At 40.8% G+C, this 15,147-nt stretch carries 15 protein-coding genes; 5 read left to right on the top strand and 10 right to left on the bottom strand.

What is annotated here, in order from left to right; all coding sequences use genetic code 11:
• The first annotated feature begins 316 nt into the window (after positions 1-316).
• Both SYJ56_RS06500 and SYJ56_RS06495 read left to right on the top strand, forming a co-directional pair.
• A complete protein-coding gene (locus SYJ56_RS06500) occupies positions 317-1,306 on the top strand; it encodes an aspartate-semialdehyde dehydrogenase (protein ID WP_323832828.1) in 990 nt (329 codons plus the stop codon).
• A complete protein-coding gene (locus SYJ56_RS06495) occupies positions 1,306-2,493 on the top strand; it encodes a class I SAM-dependent methyltransferase (RefSeq protein ID WP_323832827.1) in 1,188 nt (395 codons plus the stop codon). The genes SYJ56_RS06500 and SYJ56_RS06495 overlap by 1 nt, the downstream gene beginning before the upstream one ends.
• A gap of 115 nt (positions 2,494-2,608) precedes the next feature.
• Here SYJ56_RS06495 and SYJ56_RS06490 read toward each other — a convergent pair whose 3' ends face one another.
• Positions 2,609-2,875 carry a DUF4834 family protein gene (locus SYJ56_RS06490; protein ID WP_323832826.1) on the bottom strand — a complete coding sequence of 89 codons (267 nt, stop codon included), beginning with the start codon at positions 2,873-2,875 and terminating at the stop codon, positions 2,609-2,611.
• Positions 2,876-2,898: 23 nt separating this feature from the next.
• Complete coding sequence (gene carB, locus SYJ56_RS06485; protein WP_323832825.1) at positions 2,899-5,718, bottom strand: carbamoyl-phosphate synthase large subunit; 2,820 nt, start codon at positions 5,716-5,718, stop codon at positions 2,899-2,901.
• A gap of 287 nt (positions 5,719-6,005) precedes the next feature.
• On the opposite strand from carB, the gene SYJ56_RS06480 reads away from it, so the two are divergent.
• Positions 6,006-7,001 carry a sugar kinase gene (locus SYJ56_RS06480; protein ID WP_323832824.1) on the top strand — a complete coding sequence of 332 codons (996 nt, stop codon included), beginning with the start codon at positions 6,006-6,008 and terminating at the stop codon, positions 6,999-7,001.
• A gap of 119 nt (positions 7,002-7,120) precedes the next feature.
• The gene (locus tag SYJ56_RS06475) at positions 7,121-7,783 is read left to right on the top strand and encodes a bifunctional 4-hydroxy-2-oxoglutarate aldolase/2-dehydro-3-deoxy-phosphogluconate aldolase (RefSeq protein ID WP_323832823.1); all 663 of its coding nucleotides are present in this window, start codon (positions 7,121-7,123) and stop codon (positions 7,781-7,783) included.
• A gap of 79 nt (positions 7,784-7,862) precedes the next feature.
• On the opposite strand, the gene SYJ56_RS06470 is transcribed toward SYJ56_RS06475, so the two are convergent.
• The 6 genes from SYJ56_RS06470 to SYJ56_RS06445 form a co-directional block, all read right to left on the bottom strand.
• Positions 7,863-8,369 (bottom strand): GNAT family N-acetyltransferase, encoded by a 507-nt coding sequence (locus SYJ56_RS06470; protein ID WP_323832822.1) that lies wholly within the window; start codon positions 8,367-8,369, stop codon positions 7,863-7,865.
• Positions 8,370-8,447: 78 nt separating this feature from the next.
• Positions 8,448-8,951, bottom strand: coding sequence for a hypothetical protein (locus SYJ56_RS06465; protein WP_323832821.1), 504 nt, complete (start codon positions 8,949-8,951; stop codon positions 8,448-8,450).
• The gene (locus SYJ56_RS06460) at positions 8,929-10,038 is read right to left on the bottom strand and encodes a 6-bladed beta-propeller (protein ID WP_323832820.1); all 1,110 of its coding nucleotides are present in this window, start codon (positions 10,036-10,038) and stop codon (positions 8,929-8,931) included. The genes SYJ56_RS06465 and SYJ56_RS06460 overlap by 23 nt, the downstream gene beginning before the upstream one ends.
• Positions 10,039-10,705: 667 nt before the next feature.
• Positions 10,706-11,143, bottom strand: coding sequence for a UPF0158 family protein (locus SYJ56_RS06455; RefSeq protein ID WP_323832819.1), 438 nt, complete (start codon positions 11,141-11,143; stop codon positions 10,706-10,708).
• Between the two features lie 95 nt (positions 11,144-11,238).
• The gene (locus SYJ56_RS06450; RefSeq protein WP_323832818.1) at positions 11,239-11,886 is read right to left on the bottom strand and encodes an alpha/beta hydrolase; all 648 of its coding nucleotides are present in this window, start codon (positions 11,884-11,886) and stop codon (positions 11,239-11,241) included.
• A 4-nt stretch (positions 11,887-11,890) separates the two neighbouring features.
• Complete coding sequence (locus SYJ56_RS06445) at positions 11,891-12,373, bottom strand: cytidine deaminase (protein WP_323832817.1); 483 nt, start codon at positions 12,371-12,373, stop codon at positions 11,891-11,893.
• A 120-nt stretch (positions 12,374-12,493) separates the two neighbouring features.
• Here SYJ56_RS06445 and SYJ56_RS06440 point away from each other — a divergent pair, with 120 nt between their 5' ends.
• Positions 12,494-13,825 carry a saccharopine dehydrogenase family protein gene (locus SYJ56_RS06440; RefSeq protein ID WP_323832816.1) on the top strand — a complete coding sequence of 444 codons (1,332 nt, stop codon included), beginning with the start codon at positions 12,494-12,496 and terminating at the stop codon, positions 13,823-13,825.
• On the opposite strand, the gene SYJ56_RS06435 is transcribed toward SYJ56_RS06440, so the two are convergent.
• Positions 13,822-14,535, bottom strand: a complete 714-nt coding sequence (locus SYJ56_RS06435) for a tRNA1(Val) (adenine(37)-N6)-methyltransferase (RefSeq protein ID WP_323832815.1) — start codon at positions 14,533-14,535, stop codon at positions 13,822-13,824. The two genes, SYJ56_RS06440 and SYJ56_RS06435, sit on opposite strands and share 4 nt — an antisense overlap.
• Complete coding sequence (locus tag SYJ56_RS06430; RefSeq protein WP_323832814.1) at positions 14,535-15,137, bottom strand: DUF2179 domain-containing protein; 603 nt, start codon at positions 15,135-15,137, stop codon at positions 14,535-14,537. The genes SYJ56_RS06435 and SYJ56_RS06430 overlap by 1 nt, the downstream gene beginning before the upstream one ends.
• Between the last annotated feature and the right edge of the window lie 10 nt (positions 15,138-15,147).

The following is a 15,147-nucleotide window of genomic DNA, read 5'->3' as shown; positions in this document are numbered from 1 at the left end:
AAAACATCTCAAACTATATTTTTTGTTGATTTTTCTTGAGATTTGCTCAAAATATTTGAGCGACAGGCCTGAAAATGAATTGATAGCCCTTACTTTTGTGCTTCAAAAATTTTCAACAACTACTTTAAATCTGATGAAATCGAGCGTGATTCAATCATCAAACACAGGGATGATTTTAAATTGGGCGAGATTCCATCTGACCTTTGGAAACAAATTATTAACAGATGAAATCGAGCATGACTCAAGTTCCACACACTGGGATGATTAGAATGCATGCGAGATTCCATGTGGCCTTTGAAAATCAAATTATAAACACATGAAATTAGCAGTGGTAGGAGCTACCGGCTTGGTAGGCTCAGAAATCCTAGAGGTGCTCGCGGAGCACAATTTCCCTTTTGACGAACTTCTATTAGTCGCCAGTGAGCGGTCTGTAGGTAAACAGATTGAATATAAGGGTAAACCCTACACTGTTATTGGACTTGCGGAGGCGGTTTCATTGAAACCTGAAGTAGCGATATTTTCGGCTGGCGGAAGCACTTCCATAGAATGGGCTCCAAAGTTTGCTGAGGTAGGCACTATCGTTATTGATAATTCTTCGGCTTGGAGAATGGATCCGACCAAAAAACTGATCGTACCGGAAATCAACGCAAAAGAACTGACCAAGGAAGATAAGATAATCGCCAATCCTAATTGCTCTACGATACAGATGGTCTTGGCTCTAGAGCCTTTGCGCCAGCGCTACGGCATCAAAAGAGTTGTAGTGTCCACTTACCAGTCAGTGACGGGTACTGGCAAAGCAGCGGTGGATCAGATGATGGCTGAGCGTGCAGGAGAAAAAGCCGAAATGGTCTATCCGCACAAAATTGACATGAACGTACTTCCTCATATCGATGTGTTCCAAGCTAACGGCTACACGAAGGAGGAAATGAAAATGATCAACGAGACTAAGAAAATCTTCAGTGACAATGCCATACAAGTGACTGCGACCACAGTGAGAATCCCAACTATGGGTGGTCACTCTGAGGCGGTAAATGTGGAGTTCAAAGAAGACTTTGATTTGGCAGAGGTGCGTGAGCTACTTGCGGCTGCTCCTGGTGTAATCGTTCAGGATGATCCCGCCAATTTCATTTACCCAATGCCAATCACTGCGCATAAGAAAGACGAGGTATTCGTAGGCCGCTTGAGAAGAGATGAATCTCAGGCAAATACGCTAAATATGTGGATTGTGGCAGATAACCTTAGAAAAGGTGCCGCAACCAACGCCGTGCAAATCGCTGAATACGCGCTCGAAAACGGTTTGATTTAATGGATTTGACCCAATATCACCGGGCAGACTTCCAACAATTTGTGCAGGATCATCTTACGGAAGATCCTGCACTTTTGCTATTTAGGCATCAGGGCAAAACCGATTTTGACCTAAAAGCGGCTGTGCAGCAGATCTCTACACGACAAAAAGCAGCCAAAAAACTACCTTCTTGGTCTTCCAATCCACAATTGATTTTCCCAGCTTCTATTTCTTTGGAACAAAGTTCATCAGAGCAAACTGCTGAATTCAAGGCTAGAGATAGAAATGGGAAACTGATGATAGATCTCACAGGCGGTTTTGGAGTGGATAGTTATTTTCTGAGTAAGAATTTCGAAAAAGCCATTTACTGCGAACAGCAAGAGGAGTTAGCTGAAATTGCAACCCATAATTTGGAAATTCTTGCTCCATCTAAATTCACCAGAGTAAAAGGTGACGGGCTAGAGTTTTTAGCTCAGACAAAACAGCATTTTGATCTGATCTATGCTGATCCTGCACGAAGAGGAAAAGGAAACCAAAAGCTATACAAACTGGAAGATTGCGAGCCTGACGTGGTCAGCTCATGGGAAATGATGAAAAGCAAAGCCGACTCGATTTTGTTGAAAGTATCACCCATGCTCGACATATCCCAAGCAATCTCAGAGCTCCCGGATATCCAGAAAGTACAGGTGATATCTGTGAGAAACGAAGTGAAAGAGTTGCTTTTACACTGGAGCAAAAACCCAGTCGCCTCCACTTTGTCAATCGAAGCAATTGATTTAGGGATCAAAGAAACTAACTTCTTATTTGATCCAAGCGAGGAAGAAGGAATTACCTCAAAGTTCGGGAAAGTAGAAAAGTATTTGATTGAGCCATTTTCGGCAGTATTAAAGGCAGGTGCATTTAAGATTTTTGGAAAGCGGTATAGTCTGGCCAAACTAGACCCAAATACCCACTTATATACTTCATCTGAAGTTCCGAAAGAAATCCCGGCTAGAATATTCCAAGTCATACAAGAAGTACAGCCGAAGAAAGCCGAAATTAAAAAACTATTCCCTTCAGGAAAGGTGAATGTAATCACTCGAAATTACGCCACAGGCTCAGAAGTACTGAAGAAAAAATTGGGGGTAAAAGACGGTGGAGAAGACTTTTTGATCGGTACTAAAACCCAAAGTGGATTTAAGGTTTTTTGGTGCAAGATGGAAAAATGAGCATGCGACCCACCATCAGGGTTTAATAGTCCAGCTTTACTATATTTTTCATAAACATCAACTTCGCGAAACTTTGTGCTCTTCGTGGTTTATAAGGAAATAAAAAAGTGAAGGATTATTCCTTCACTTCTTCGTAATCGACGTATTCTCCGCCTTTGATATCCTTGTTGATCTTTTCTTTCTGTTGTTTAGGCATATAGTCCACGACTACTTCATCCTTTGGCGTAGAAGCATGCCGCTGGGCACGTTGCTCCTCCTTGGCAACTTCATTCACCTGTTGCGCAAACTTTGCCAGTTTGCTTCTAAGAAAATAACGGATTAGCTGGCCAAGAAGCCAGCCAATCCCTAAAAGGATAACTACAAATTTTAATAATCCGCCCATCGGCTCTTTTTTTTGGTTCGAAATTATCTACTCAAATACAGATTTCTCTCTGCGTAGATTTTCAAGAAATAATCATCCATCAGATCATCGATAAAGTAAATCGCTTCACCGGTAGATTTCATTTCAGGACCCAATTCTTTATTTACTTTCGGGAATTTATGGAAAGAGAAAACTGGTTCTTTGATAGCATAACCTTTCTTGTAAGGTTTGAATTCAAAATCAGTCACTTTTTTCTCCCCTAACATCACCTTTACGGCATAGTTTACATAAGGTTCTCTGTACGCTTTGCAAATAAATGGTACCGTGCGAGAAGCTCTAGGATTTGCTTCGATGATATAGACTTTGTCATTTTTGATCGCAAACTGAATATTGATCAAACCGACAGTTCTAAGTGCCAATGCTATTTTCTCTGTGTAGATTTCAATCTGACGAATCACCAAATCTCCCAGATTATAGGGAGGAAGCACTGCGTAAGAATCACCGGAGTGAATTCCCGCCGGTTCGATGTGCTGCATGATTCCGATGATATACACATTCTCCCCATCACAAATCGCATCAGCTTCTGCTTCGATAGCTCCCTCTAAGAAGTGATCCAGCAATATCTCATTATTCGGAATGTCTCTTAAGACATCCACGACATGTTGTTCAAGTTCCTTCTCGTTGATCACAATCTTCATCCCTTGACCACCCAACACATAGCTAGGACGCACCAACAGCGGAAAACCAATCGTCTTGCAAAGCTCTAGCGCTTCGTCAGTATTGTGAATGGTACCAAACTCAGGATAAGGGACATTGAGATCTTTCAAAAGAGAAGAGAATCTTCCTCTATCTTCTGCTAGATCCAGGGCTTCAAAGCTGGTTCCAATAATTTTGATTCCGTATTTCTCGAGCTTCTCAGCGAGCTTCAATGCAGTCTGACCACCCAGCTGAACAATTACACCTTCAGGCTGCTCGTGAAGGATAATCTCGTAAATATGCTCCCAGAATACCGGCTCAAAATATAACTTATCTGCGATATCAAAGTCCGTGGAAACCGTCTCTGGGTTACAGTTGATCATGATGGTCTCGTAGCCGCATTCTTTGGCTGCCAAAACTCCATGGACACAGGAATAATCAAACTCGATTCCTTGGCCTACACGGTTTGGACCGGAGCCAAGAACTACCACTTTTTTACGATCTGATTTTACAGATTCATTTTCAGAGCCAAATGAAGAGTAGTAATAAGGTGTTTTGGCCTCAAATTCTGCTGCGCAGGTATCAACCAATTTATACACACGCTTGATTCCCATCTCCTTGTAGCGCTTATCGAAAACTTCGCTTTCTAAGCAGTCTAACAAGTGTGCGATTTGACGGTCCGCATAGCCTTTACGCTTTGCAAGATCCATCAGCTCAACAGGAATTGTATCAAGTTTAAATTTCTCAATTTCTTTTTCCAGATGAATCAACTCCTCTATTTGCTTCAAGAACCACTTGTCGATCTTGGTCAAATCCTGGATCGTACGGAAGGAGATCCCGAGTTTGAATGCATCATAGATATGGAAAAGTCTGTTCCAGCTAGGATTAGCCAAGGAATACAAAATCTCATCCTGATTACGCAATTCTTTGCCATCTGCTCCAAGTCCATTTCTCTTAATCTCAAGTGATTGACAGGCTTTCTGAAGCGCTTCCTGGAAGTTTCTTCCGATTCCCATTACTTCACCCACCGACTTCATCGATAGTCCTAATCTTCTGTCAGCACCCTTGAATTTATCAAAGTTCCAACGAGGCACCTTAACAATCACATAATCTATTGATGGCTCAAAAAATGCTGAAGTTGTCCCGGTAATTGAGTTTTTCAACTCATCCAAGTTGTAACCTACAGCCAGCTTAGCTGCAACCTTTGCAATTGGATAACCAGTTGCTTTAGATGCCAAAGCTGAAGATCGGGAAACGCGTGGATTGATCTCGATTCCGATAATTTCTGAATTATCAGGGCTGACCGAGAACTGCACATTACATCCTCCTGCAAAATTCCCGATGCTGTTCATCATCGTGATGGCATAATTCCTCATGCGCTGATACGTGGTGTCAGGCAAGGTCATCGCCGGTGCTACCGTGATAGAATCCCCCGTATGCACACCCATCGGATCAAAGTTCTCAATCGAACAGATCACAATCATGTTACCGATATTATCACGCATTACCTCCAGCTCATATTCTTTCCAGCCGAGGATACTTTGCTCGATCAATACTTCATGTACAGGAGAGGCTTGCAGGCCTGCAGACAGTGCTTGTTCAAATTCTTGAGCAGTTTCTACAAATGCTCCACCTGCGCCACCTAGTGTATAAGAAGCTCTGATGATCAATGGAAACCCTATTTCTTGGGCTATTTCTTTTCCCTGAAGAAAAGAGGTGGCAGTAGAACCTTTGCAAACTCCAACACCGATTTTTTCCATCAGTGCTTTGAATTTTTCACGGTTTTCGGCCGTATCAATCGCATCGATATCTACACCGATCATATTAACACCGTATTTTGCCCATACACCGCCTTTTTCACAGTCTATAGCAAGATTCAATGCAGTCTGCCCACCCATAGTAGGTAGGACGGAATCGATATCTGGATGATCTTTAAGGATTTTTACAATGGATTTCTTTTCCAAAGGAAGCAAATACACATTATCTGCTGTGACCGGATCGGTCATGATCGTTGCAGGATTGGAATTGATCAGCGTCACAGTGATGCCTTCTTCACGAAGAGACCTGGAAGCTTGGGAACCTGCGTAATCAAATTCGCAAGCTTGACCAATAACGATGGGACCTGAACCAATGATGAGAACGTGCTTTATACTGCTATCTTTAGGCATTAGAGAGGGAGATTGATGGGAATGGGAAAATTTTGCTTAAGTCCAAATTGGGGCAAAATTAGAAAAATATTCTGAAGGGGCATGGTAAAACCCAAAGAAATCCACTTCTGTCGTTAAACTCTCAGCAATTTTTAAGGAGAATAATTTCGTTTTTGGCAAAGTATTGAATTGGATTTATTGGTAAACCAATAAATGGCATTTATTATTGTCTAATCATTAAGATCAAAAGGAATAAAAATTGTCATTCCAATTTTTCGATAAATCCAAAATAGTAAAACATCCTATCGATGAATAAAAGAATAATCACGCTTGGCGAAATCATGCTCCGCCTTTCCACTCCTGGGCATGAGCGCTTTGTAAATACACAATCCTACGAAGTCAACTATGGCGGTGCTGAAGCAAATGTGGCTGTTTCTCTTGCCTATTGGGGGTTATCTGCTGCACATGTGACTTCATTTCCAGACCACGAAATCGGACAAGCAGCTGTAAACACACTTAGATTTTCGGGAGTTGACACTTCTTCTATTCGATTTAATGAAGGAAGAATGGGGGTTTACTTTGTCGAAAACGGGGCTATGCAGCGCTCATCAAAAATCATCTATGATCGCTTTGATTCTGCATTTGCAAAAGTGAACGTGAAAGATTTTGATTGGGAAAAAATATTTGAAGGTGCGGACTGGTTTCACTGGACGGGAATTACTCCGGCCATTTCCCAATCCGCTGCTGACCTTTGCAAATCCGCTGTAGAAGCAGCTTCTAAACTTGGGGTAAAAATCAGTGCCGACATCAATTACCGCAGAAATCTATGGCAATATGGAAAAGGCCCGATGGATATCATGCCCGAATTGATAGAGCCATCACACTTGATCATTGCTGGATTGACAGACTTCGAAAACTGCATGGGAATCAAGGAAGCAGATTATTTGCAAGCCTGCGAAAAAGCAAAAACCTTGTGCCCAAACCTGCAGTATGTTTCTACAACACACCGTGATTCTATTAGTGCTTCGGAAAACAATCTTAATGGCGTCCTTTGGAATAATGAATCTCTGCTCGAATCCAAAACCTACGAAATGACTCATATCGTAGACAGAATCGGAGGTGGAGATGCCTATATGGCCGGACTGATTTATGGCTTACTCCATTTAGATGACCAGAACGCCTTGGACTTTGCGGTTGCTGCCTCGGTATTAAAGCATTCTATTCCAGGAGATGCAAATTTCGTCTCCATTGATGAGGTAAATCAGCTGGTAGAAGGAAAAAATGTTGGTAAACTTTTACGCTAAAAATAAGTATGAAATCGAGCATGACTCAAGTGGCACACACTAGAATAATTTTAAACTCTGCGAGATTCCACCTGCCTGCCGGTAGGCAGGTATGACCATTGAAAAACTATTATAAACATATGAAATTTTCAAACAATGAAATGCTACAAGCCATGAGTGACACAGGGATGATCCCTGTTTTCAATCATGAAGATATTGAAGTAGCAAAGGGCGTACTTGACGCCTCTTACAAAGCAGGAATTCGAGTTTTTGAATTCACAAATCGGGCGACCAACTCCCTGGATATTTTCAAAGAGCTATACACTTATGCTGCGGGAAAATATCCGGATATGGTCATGGGCATTGGCACTATTTTCACAACTGAAGATGCAAATGCATTTGTAGAAGCCGGGGCAGATTTTATCGTTTCTCCGGCTTTGATACCCGAACTGGCTGTCTACTGCAATTCCAAGGAAGTTTCTTGGATTCCCGGATGTGCGACTATGACTGAGATTTTCAAAGCAAAAAAACTTGGAGCAAATTTGGTAAAGGCTTTTCCGGGAAATGTCGTAGGATCTGCATTTGTTGCAGCCGCCAAGTCAGTATATCCGGATTTGCATATCATGCCAACTGGCGGGGTGGAACCCACTGAAGAAAACCTGAAAGAATGGTTTGACGCAGGCGTATATTGTGTAGGAATGGGATCTCAACTCTTCAAAAAAGACTGGATCAAAAATCAGCAATTCGATCTTCTGGAGACTAAAATAACGGAGACTTTGAAGATCATAGAGAAGTGTAGGTAGTAGTTGATGTAAGCGGTTAGTGGTTTAAGGAAACTACTAACCACTTACAAATTTTTCATGACACGATATAAGTCGAAGCCTACTTTTTCGGATGAGTGATTAACTCATAATACTGTTCCAGCATGGGCATTCCAAAATTCATCGATTTCATTTCGCTGATCTTTTTGAAGCCCATTTTTTCATACAAACTAACGGCCGCATCTAACCCTGAGGTAGTATACAAATAGGCTGCATCATAATTAGAAGCTCTGTAAAACTCCATCCACTCTTTCATCAACCTGCTTCCAATTCCACGTCCACGAAATTCTTTCGCTAAGATAAAATACCTCAACTGTGCGCGGTTAGCTGGGCGATGCATGAGTAATACAAAGCCTATCAATTTGCCTTCACTTTCTACCACCCACACACGATCCTTTTTCAGATCATATGCACGATAGAATTCCAGTAAGCTTTCCATTACGTAGGCTTCGAATCCCAACCCAAAATCATGCTCTTCTGAATACACTTTCCCATGCAAGGCAGCGACCTGCCCAAGATCACCCGGCTCAAGTGTATTTCGGATCAAAAAATCAGAGCTATCTTGCATCCAATTAAAATATGAAATATTGATGGAATCTCTCCCAGTAGGAAGATAAAAAAATCTAAAATTTAAGTCTAGAGAAATCTAGTTTTCATCATACAATGCGGTGAGCACTTCATCAAAATTTTTGAGAGAAGGATTTGAAAACTCTATGATATCGCCGTCCTTCACTACAAAAGAAATACTTGTTAACGAATTATCTCTAATATTTGCTTTTTTAAACTCCCCTTCACTATCGAATAAAATAGGGTATGGGAATTGACTTGATGACATCCATTCTTTCAATCCAGAAGTATCTTTTCCTGCATAATAAAAAATATATTCAAATTCTGGATGATCCATATGACTCTCCTCCCAGGGATACTGTAAGAATGACCACTTTCCAACACCCGTGGTATAAGTAACTACTTGATACCTGCTGGATGAATTAGGTGTCTCTCGTTTAGTTTCAGGAACTCTAATTACCTTCACACGATCTGTATGAAGTATAGGAATATACTCCTCCTGATGATTTCCAGAATTTGTGCAACTTAGAGAAACCATCAGAACAAGAAAAAATAGGGTATTATAGGTTAGGAATTTTAGCATAAAAGATTGCTGGATTATCATCTTCATTAATGGTATCAATTACTGATAGAGCTTCCTGAGAAAGATTCAAATTTTGTTTATTTTGAACTAGGTACGGCGCATAGCTAATAAATAATATAGTATCATTTTCCAAACCTATTGGAGTCATTAAATGACCATTTATTTCTGTATTTACTTTTATTTTTCGAGCTTCTTTTGAGTCCTTATTTTGGATTACAAATTCCTTCCAAATCACACCTTCTTTTTGAAGAAAAATATCAAAAATTACAAATTGACTATTTTCTGCTACGAATTCAATGTTCGCAAAGCCATTCCGATCAATCATTTCAAATCCTGGGATAGCATCCATTTCCCAGTATGACTCAGGAACTTTAAGCTCAGAAAAATCAAATTGATATTTTAAATCAAGACCATTTTCTGTTATACTATAAATTTCTTGTTTAAAAGACTCTCTAAATAAAGTCTCTTGGCTTCCATGGAAGAAAGAGGATTCGCTTAGGGGTATCATTTTGTCATTAAAATCATTTTTAAGGTATTTCTCCACAATCTCCCCTTGGGAGTCTGTTGACAATAGCCTGTATTCACCAGACACACTATTATAACCAGAATACAACCAATATCCACCTGCTTCATTTTCCCAAAAAGTAAAACAATTAAAGGGGATACGAACCTGTGATAACATGTTGTTATCAGTAGAAAAGCTAGAAATTTCAATCTCATCGCCAGAATTAGAAAGTGCCAAAATCTGCTCTCCTTTAAGTGAAAAATCCAATAAACCTAATAACTGCCCTGGCGCTTCGCCTCTCTCTGCTACGTATCCAATAGACTCACCTTTCCAATTAAATCCATGAATAGCGTCGCTATTATCTTTATCAAGAACCCATATATGTTCCCTAGTGTATTTGACATTCAAAAATGGCCCTAGTAGATTAGATTGAGTTGTAGCCAAAGGCAATATTTTGGTAATTAGTAGATTATCTGAAATTAAATCAATCTCTTTAAGATTCAAATCCTCAGCCGCTTCTTTGTTACTAGTACAAGAAAGTAAGAGGAATATATAGAAAGCAGGTATCAGTATTTTATGCATTTTTTAATTTAGTAAAAACGCCAATCAAATAAATTTGATTGGCGTTTAGAAATCAATTATTAGCATGTTGAGCAACTAGCCCCTCTACATGTTTCTGCAGTACTGCGTGTCCTGCAATTATCTAATGACATTTTACCGCCATTGCATCTAGCCATATGCATATAACAGGATCCAACAGGGACATTGGCTTTAGCAACAGGAGGGTTACTTAGGGATAATCCAAATGCCATAGCCATAATCCCCAAACTGAGACCGAATGCTTTCATTTTGTTTTTCATAATAAAATTGTTTTGGTTAAAAGAATAGTTTAAACTAAAAAATTTGATGACACTGCCCGAATTAAAATACAGGGGCGGAGTTTTTTTTTGCAAGAGGTAAATAGCTTATGTAATTGGATTGATCCCTTAGCAGGACAACCGCCCTCACTGCGGTTAATATCAGAACTGCCTTATCAAAACATTTATTAAAAACTTCCTCCAGAGAGATAAAAGTGCAAATCAAATTCAGCTTCTGGAGAAGCAGAATAACACAGAGAGAAAAGGGTATTCGTGAAATAACATTTCGACTTCACTTGCAATTATACCTAAACTGCGTCCTCTGCGAAAACCTCCGCGTCCACCGCGGTTAAAACCAAAAAAATAGCCGCCCAAAACTGGACAGCTATTCTTTATTCTTCAGTATAGTTGAAACTATCAACTTGTTCCTTAATCCAGTCGTAATACTTTTCTTTGCGGAACTCTGCCCATTCCTTTTTGTATTTAGAGTCTTCTATCAAAAACTTAAATGCTGTGTTGGCTTTTGGCTTGGTCAGTGAGCTTACCAGATCCTCGGCAAGGTTTTTTTCTTTGACACGGCGATCAATAAAGTCCTGCATCATCTGATGCTCTTGAGAAGGCTCCATCTGGGTAAACTCGGCATAATTATCCGGGTTTTCTTCAATTTCATCCAGTACATCTTCTTCTGCCTCAGTGAGATCATAATTATAATAATCCTCATCATCCGGCATCTGATGAATTCTTTTCTTGTCGATCTGATAGAAACAGATCATTCCTTTGAGTAGTTGTGTTGAGATATAGTCTATCTCCTTTTCAGTAAGCGAAAGCATTGATGGTTTACAAAATTTTCAGAAAAATAGTGAAAGTCGAATTCTGATCAAATTCTATTATTAATTAAGCAATTGAGTCACCAATATAGTTGGATTTACTCACTTGAATCAAGAATTTTTGAAAGCATTTTAACATCAATCTCATGTACGCCTTGAAAAGTCAGTTTTTTCACTCCCTTGCCCAGTCTTTTAATCAAATCTTGCTGTTTCTCAATGCTTTCCGGAGTCACAAATTCATCCTTATCTCCCAGAACCAAGGTGAGTTTTGTCTTCAAAAATTTCTCTCTCGCATCTTCCAAAATCAAATCCTCGGCAAAACCTCCAGCCCAAAGCACCAACTGACTCACTTCACCTGTCCATCTACTTCCCCAACGTGTGGCTGTGGCCGCACCCTGAGAAAAACCCAACACATTGATTTTTGGTATTTCTTTATACTGGGAGAGTAGATTGTCCATTAACAGATCCAAGTACTTATGATTGTTTTGAATGGCTATTTCGCGTTCATGCCTAGTCATCCAATTCGCGCCAACTCTACCTGCAAAACCATCGAGATAGTTGTAATTCGTGGCTTCAGGTGCGATAAAAAGCCGATCTGGTGAATCAAAACCCTGAAATTTTCTGAGAAAAAACTCCGCTAATTGTCCATACCCATGCAACACTAACCAGATCTCCTTCTCTTGAAAAGTAGGCTCATGTGAGACAGCGTATTGCGCTTGATATTGGAAAGTGATACTTTTCTTCAAAACACTACGCGTTCAAATCGTCAAACTTAAAAGGCAAAAGCGTTTGAATCCCTTCGAATCGAAGTACACTTCCATTCGGATTTTGGATTAGAATGGTAATGGGTCGATTAAATCGCATTTCCATTTCGTTGATCGTCTGACGACACAGCCCACATGGCGAAACTCCTGCCCAAATCTCCTCTCCTTTTCTACGTGCTACAATTGCAATTTCCTTCACTGCAAGATCCGGAAAATTGGCTCCCGCATATCCAAGCACCAATCGTTCGGCACAAACACCCACCGGAAAACTCACATTTTCCTGATTGCTGGACTGAAGAATCTCGCCGGACTCGAGCCGGACAGCAGCTCCTACATGAAAGTCAGAATATGGCGCATAAGCTTTTTCAGATACTTTTCTCGCCCTCATCATCAGCTGCTGTTCTTCCACATTCAGTTCCTCCCACCCAAGCTCCTCAAACTCAGCTTCAATTTTTATTTTCTTGCTCATCTTTCTCTAATTGGAGTTTTCCTAACGATTAAGGTAAGAATTTGTTCCTTTTATTATTCCCACCTCAATTTTTTACCCTAAAATTAATTCTCCATTTTAGTCCGGATAATTTACTATTCCATGCATACAATTCTGATTTTAGGCGGTGGGAAATCCGCTATCTTCCTGATCGATTTTTTGGCAAAAAGCTGCCAATCAAAAGACCGTCAATTAATCTTGGCGGACATTGATCTGGATTCCGCAACCAAAAAGCTTAAAAATCAGGCAAATACCCAAGCCCGCCAACTGGATATTGAAGATGTGGAGTCCCGGCAGTCACTTATCAGAGAAGCCGATGTGGTGATTTCTATGCTGCCTGCTTTTATGCATCCATTGGTGGCAAAAGATTGTCTGCATTTTGGAGTTCATTTTTTCTCTGCTTCTTATGAATCTGGGGAAATGTGTGAAATGAAGCCGGAAATCGAAGCAAAAGGACTGTTTTTCCTGAATGAATGCGGATTGGATCCGGGAATAGACCACATGTCTGCCATGCAGATCATAAACTTGGCGAAGTCAAAAGGCGAAGAAATCATCTCTTTCAAATCCTATTGTGGGGGACTTCTCGCTCCGGAGTCTGAAGATAATCCCTGGAAATACAAATTCACCTGGAACCCAAGAAACGTGGTGCTCGCAGGTCAGGGAACTTCCCGCTACATAGAACAAGGTGATTTAAAATTTGTCCCTTATCATCAGCTTTTCAATCGTCTTGAAACCGTTCAACTTCCAGGATTGGGAGACTTTGACGGCTATCCCAACCGGGATTCGCTCAGCTACAGGCGGGTGTATGGATTGGAGAATATCAGAACCATGTTGCGGGGGACTCTACGGAGGGCAGGCTTTTGCAAAGCCTGGAATGTATTCGTGCAACTGGGGATGTGTGATGATAGTTTTCAGATGAATCTACCTGAAGACACTACGCTAAGACAGTTTTTAAATTCATTTTTACCTTACGATCCAGCACTTTCAGTGGAGGAAAAAATCGGCAATTTGATCCCTGATTTTGATTTCCCGACCTGGGAGAAAATCCAATGGCTGGGATTTTTCGGGAACGACTTGCTACCACAGACGAAGGGCTCTCCTGCTGTTATTCTGCAAGCAATCCTGGAGAAAAACTGGAGGCTTTACCCAGAAGACAAAGATATGATCGTAATGCAGCATCTTTTCGAAATCAAATCTGCAGAAAGCATCAAAGAAATCCGATCAAGTCTGGTATGCTTTGGTGAAGATGTCACCAACACCGCCATGGCAAAAACGGTGGGACTTCCGCTAGCAATTGCTGTTGATTTATTTCTAGATGGAAAAATCGACTTAAAAGGCCTCCACGTTCCAGTGCTTCCAGAGATTTATGATCCGATTTTGGCTGCGCTAAAAAGTCATGGAATTAGCTTCAGAGAAGAAATACGAATACTTTAAGCTTTGAAACCCAGCAGAAAATCTGAGACTAGACTAGCGTACGTATCATGAGGCATTCCATCTTCATTTTTGATAAAAATCTCGGTGACTTTGACTTCAGATTGATTTCTGGAAAAAGCACAAATATCCCTTAGCACTCGCTTTCCAGGCTTGTCTTGCAGCGTGAATTTGGTACCAAGAAACAATCCATGCTTTTCCACCTGTTTCTGGAAATCCTGCATTTGTCTTGGTGGAAGAATAATCCAAAACTGCCCATCCTCTTTTAAAAGCTGAACCACTTTTTCCAATAAATCCTGGAAGGAGAGCTCGTCTGTATGCAAAGCCAAATTGCGCTGCAAGTCAGGTGATTTCAAATGATCAGGAAAATAAGGCGGATTGCTTACGATCAGGTCATATTTCTTCTGAGTTTCGAAGTCTTGAAACCTGCCTTCCCAAAGTTGCATGCGCTCCGAAAATGCATTGGACCGAAAATTATCCAAAGCCTGAGAAGCAGCAAGTGGATCTATCTCCACTCCCTGGATGTTTGCTTCTGGAAATCGCTGAGCAAGCATCAAAGCAATCACTCCCGTGCCTGTACCCACATCTAAAATTTCTCGCGGTGAAGTAGCCTCAGCCAACCCTCCAAGCATTACAGCATCCGTGCTGATTTTCATCGCACATCTATCCTGATTGACTCGAAACTGCTGAAACTGAAACCAAGAATTGGCCATTAAGTACGGGCTTTGCTGAAGAAACTCATGTTGAATCTTGGCTTATCGTCCATCACATTAACTTCATCCTCAGACACACGCTTCACACTCTCAATGGTGTAGAATGCTTTCTCGTCAATGCTTTTGACTGTCGCAATAAAGTCAGTTAGACTATCTCTTTTCATCACTGTGAAAAGCAGATTCACCTTTCCAAACCTTCCTTCTCCCCCGACATTTGTAAATCGAAAATCACGGGCCTTCATGTACTCGATCAATTCAGGAAGTGGCTGTGGCGTAATTACACGAACCAGCACTCTACCAAAAGCCAATTTCTCCTCAAAATACATCCCCACATAAGTCCCTGTACCAAATCCGCCTGCATAGGCTACGTAGGATAGCGGATTATCTATGTTTTGAAAAATCTGACCAATAGCGAGCAGCCAAATCAAGGCTTCGAAAAAGCCTAAAACCGGAGCAATATTCTTTTTCCCATTCATCATAAACATGATCCTCAGGGTGTTGATAGACACATCACCCACTCTCGCACAGAAGATAAGCAAGGGCATGATCAGGTAATCGAATAATTGTTCAGAAACGCCTAGAGATTGAAGGAATTCTTGCATAGCAAACAAG

Source organism: Algoriphagus aurantiacus (assembly GCF_035156405.1).
Classification (GTDB): Bacteria; Bacteroidota; Bacteroidia; order Cytophagales; family Cyclobacteriaceae; genus Algoriphagus; species Algoriphagus aurantiacus.
The sequence above is the reverse complement of the archived record's forward strand: the minus strand, read 5'-3'. Positions and strand labels throughout refer to the sequence as shown.

Coding starts and splice junctions, on each gene's coding strand:
- SYJ56_RS06470 (WP_323832822.1), bottom strand. CDS start 8,369: ATGCAAGATAGCTCTGATTTTTTGATCCGAAATACACTTGAGCCGGGT.
- SYJ56_RS06490 (WP_323832826.1), bottom strand. CDS start 2,875: ATGGGCGGATTATTAAAATTTGTAGTTATCCTTTTAGGGATTGGCTGG.
- SYJ56_RS06445 (WP_323832817.1), bottom strand. CDS start 12,373: ATGAGCAAGAAAATAAAAATTGAAGCTGAGTTTGAGGAGCTTGGGTGG.
- SYJ56_RS06475 (WP_323832823.1), top strand. CDS start 7,121: ATGAAATTTTCAAACAATGAAATGCTACAAGCCATGAGTGACACAGGG.
- SYJ56_RS06495 (WP_323832827.1), top strand. CDS start 1,306: ATGGATTTGACCCAATATCACCGGGCAGACTTCCAACAATTTGTGCAG.
- SYJ56_RS06440 (WP_323832816.1), top strand. CDS start 12,494: ATGCATACAATTCTGATTTTAGGCGGTGGGAAATCCGCTATCTTCCTG.
- SYJ56_RS06480 (WP_323832824.1), top strand. CDS start 6,006: ATGAATAAAAGAATAATCACGCTTGGCGAAATCATGCTCCGCCTTTCC.
- SYJ56_RS06500 (WP_323832828.1), top strand. CDS start 317: ATGAAATTAGCAGTGGTAGGAGCTACCGGCTTGGTAGGCTCAGAAATC.
- carB (WP_323832825.1), bottom strand. CDS start 5,718: ATGCCTAAAGATAGCAGTATAAAGCACGTTCTCATCATTGGTTCAGGT.
- SYJ56_RS06430 (WP_323832814.1), bottom strand. CDS start 15,137: ATGCAAGAATTCCTTCAATCTCTAGGCGTTTCTGAACAATTATTCGAT.
- SYJ56_RS06435 (WP_323832815.1), bottom strand. CDS start 14,535: ATGGCCAATTCTTGGTTTCAGTTTCAGCAGTTTCGAGTCAATCAGGAT.
- SYJ56_RS06465 (WP_323832821.1), bottom strand. CDS start 8,951: ATGCTAAAATTCCTAACCTATAATACCCTATTTTTTCTTGTTCTGATG.
- SYJ56_RS06460 (WP_323832820.1), bottom strand. CDS start 10,038: ATGCATAAAATACTGATACCTGCTTTCTATATATTCCTCTTACTTTCT.
- SYJ56_RS06455 (WP_323832819.1), bottom strand. CDS start 11,143: ATGCTTTCGCTTACTGAAAAGGAGATAGACTATATCTCAACACAACTA.